Raw genomic sequence first — 3,184 nt, forward strand, 5'->3', positions numbered from 1 at the left:
CTGCCCGCGGGTGTTCGGGTTGCCCGGACAGTAGTTCCCGCCGCCGCAGCCGCTCGTGATCCCTTCGGCCGAGAGCTGCTCGATCCAGTCGGCAAAGAGGCTCGGGCACGAGACGTCGCCGAAGATGGCCGTGCACCCCGGCGGCGCGTAACCCGTGCCGTGCTCCGCCTTCAGAAGGAACACCGCCATCTGCGCCCGCGTCACCGGGGTCGACGGGCAGTAGTTGCCTCCGCCGCAGCCCGCGGTGATGCCTTCGGCCGCGAGCTGCTCGATCCAGTCGGCAAACATGCTCGGACACGCCACATCCGCGAAGAAGCTGTTGCACGGAGGCGGCACGAAGCTCGAGCCGTGCTCGGCCTTCAGCAGGAACACCGCCATCTGCGCGCGGGTGACGGCTGAGTCGGTGCAGTAGCTCCCTCCGCCGCAACCGGCGGTGATCCCCGCTCGAAAGATCTTCTCGACGAAATCGTGGAAGGGATCGGTCTGTGGCATGTCCAGAAAGTCGGCGAAGAAGGCGTTCGGGCGAGTGGCTGTTGCCGGAACGGAGCCCGGATTGGTCACAGTGACGTCGTTGAGGGTCCCCGGCGACAACACCGGAGTGAACAAGTAAAGGAATGTCGAATCGAGGACAGCGACGTCGTTGCCAGGAGCATCTCCGACCGTCACCATGGCTCCAGGGACGAAGCCTCCTCCGAGAACGTCCAGCGGCTCCGAACCAAAGGCCGAGCCGGAACTAGGAGTCACCTCGTTGACAGCGGCACCAGAGTTCGTCAGCCGGAAGATGATTCCGTCTCCGAGAGCGCCGCCTCGAGCGGTCCCATAGAGGTAGCCATCAGCCGCAGGGACGAGCTCAGCGATCGGATACATACCATCGAGACCGTTGAACTCATGAACGGTGGTGAAGCTCCCGGACGAATCGGTCTTGAAGATCGTGCCCGCATCGCTCGAGCCGCCGGCCTCCGTCGTGCCGTAGATGTTGCCGTCAGCGGCCTTGACCAAGGCAGCGCGCGGCTGTGCGCCGTCTGTGCCGTTGAAGCTGTGTAGGGTATCCAGCGTCTGACTTCCCGGTGCAATCTTGAAGATAGTTCCGGCATCTTCACTGCCACCAAACTCCGTCGTTCCGAACAACTCGTTTGAACTGAGGAGTGCTGACCCCGGGAGGCGACCGTCATCCTGGCCTGCTCCGAGGTGGTACTCAGTTTCGACGGTTCCCTCCATTGCCATGCGAAAGATCGTTCCTTTGCCGGCGAAGCCACCGCTCTGAGTGGTACCGAAGAACTGTCCGCTGACTTGAACGAGGCCATTCGGGTTTGCGCCAGACTCTATTGGCGAGGTGAAGTTCCAGAGTATTGAGAATTCCCCGGAAGGCTTGATTCGAAAAATCGCACCTCCCGAAACAGTGCTGAACAGAGTCGAGCCATAGAAGTTGCCGTCATTCGCCAGTAATAGCGGGGAGAGCCCCCAACCTTCCGTCGCCGCGAGAACATGAAGAGTCGTGACCAGGCCGGCGCTGTCCATTCGAAAGATCGTCCCGTACCGCGTTTCAGCTGCCCCTCCAGATGTGCCGTAGAAGGTACCGTCTCCAGCCTGAATCAGGGATCCGGGATTCGCACCGTCCGGCCCCGCGAAACTGTGAAGCAAGGTGAGCACACTCCCCGGGTGAAACGAGAAGATGCTCCCTCGGTCGTTCTTCCCACCAGAGACAGTTGTGCCGTAGAAGTCGCCATCGGCGGCCTGAATGAGCGATGTCGGTGACCTTCCGTCCGTCCCGCCCAACGTCCGTAGAGTCGTCACTTCCCCCGAGAGGCTCATCTTGAAGATCGAGCCGGGGACAAAGCCTTCCGGCCCGATATCGTCCGCATCGGTTGCGCCATACAAGACGCCGTCAGGTCCCTCAACGAGACTGGCACGAGGGTGAACGCCGTCAGCTCCACCGAAGTTATGAAGAGTGCTGAGATTTCCAGCAGCATTGATCTTAAACACCGTGCCCCAAGAGCTCGTCCCGTCACCGCGTGACGTCGTGCCATAGAGGCTGCCGTCGGGACCCTGAATGAGAGCGCTGTAAGGGTACGCGCCATCCGAGACGTTGAAGCTGTGAAGCGAGCTGAAGCCGCCCGAGGAGTCGACGCGGAAGATCGTTCCCCGATTACTCGCTCCTCCTCCAAGTGTCGCGCCGTAGAAGTCGCCATCTGCAGCCTGAACGAGGGCGGCGTATGGGCGAGAGCCGTCACCGAAGTTGAAATTGTGGAGGACGGTGAGATTCCCCGCAGGGTCCATCGAGAATAGGCAGCCCTCATCATTGCCGCCGCCCCAACTCGCACTGCCATACAGCCGGCCGTCGGCACCCTGGATGAGCTCGGCAATGGGGATCGCGCCGCTTACATATCGATCGAAACTGAGGAGCGTCGTGAAGTTTCCGGAGGAGTCGATTCGGAAGATCGTTCCCTCCGAGTGATCTCCTCCGGAACGCGTCGAGCCGTAGAAATTCCCATCGGACGCCTGGAGAAGCGCGGCGTACGGATTTTGCCCGTCGTTGCCTACAAAGCTGTGAAGGCGGGTGACCCGGCCGGCTGCGTCCATCTTGAAGACGACGCCGAGGTTGCTCGCGCCACCTCGTGAGCTCGTACCGTAGAAGTTGCCGTCGATCGCTTGAATCAGCCCAGCAAGCGGGTTGGCGCCGTCGGCATATCCGAAGCTGTGAACGGTGGTCAGGTTGCCCGAGGAATCGACGCGGTAGATCGTGCCGAGACCGTTGATGCCGCCCCCGCAGGTGGTGCCGTAGAAGTAACCATCGGCGGCGTGAATCAAGCGGCTATTTTGCTTTTCATCGACAGGGCACCAGTTTCCGGGATTCCGAAACGCGTGGACGATTTCGTACGTCGTCGGCGTCTGCGCCGCCACGACGGACGCTACTCCAATCATTACGGCGGCGATCAGAGGATTCCGACGAAGCGCTCGGGCCTCCCGGGGAAAGGGGCCCATTATGGACGTGTTCATCGCCGTTTCCTTCCTGTCCGTGACGGCGCTCTCTACAGGTGAAACGTCTTGACCAGAAACACCGCCATCTGCCCGCGGGTGTTCGGGTTGCCCGGACAGTAGTTCCCGCCGCCGCAGCCGCTCGTGATCCCTTCGGCCGAGAGCTGCTCGATCCAGTCGGCAAAGAGGCTCGGGCACGAGACGTCGC

1 protein-coding gene is annotated in these 3,184 nt (G+C 61.7%); it reads right to left on the bottom strand.

Annotated elements, in window-relative coordinates; genetic code table 11:
* Positions 1–2,901, bottom strand: a 2,901-nt coding sequence (locus AC11W3_RS04795; RefSeq protein ID WP_484092584.1) for a choice-of-anchor tandem repeat GloVer-containing protein, incomplete at its 3' end; no start/stop codon positions are given.
* Positions 2,902–3,184: the final 283 nt, after the last annotated feature.

The sequence above is a fragment of the Geomonas sp. genome (genome assembly GCF_056994735.1).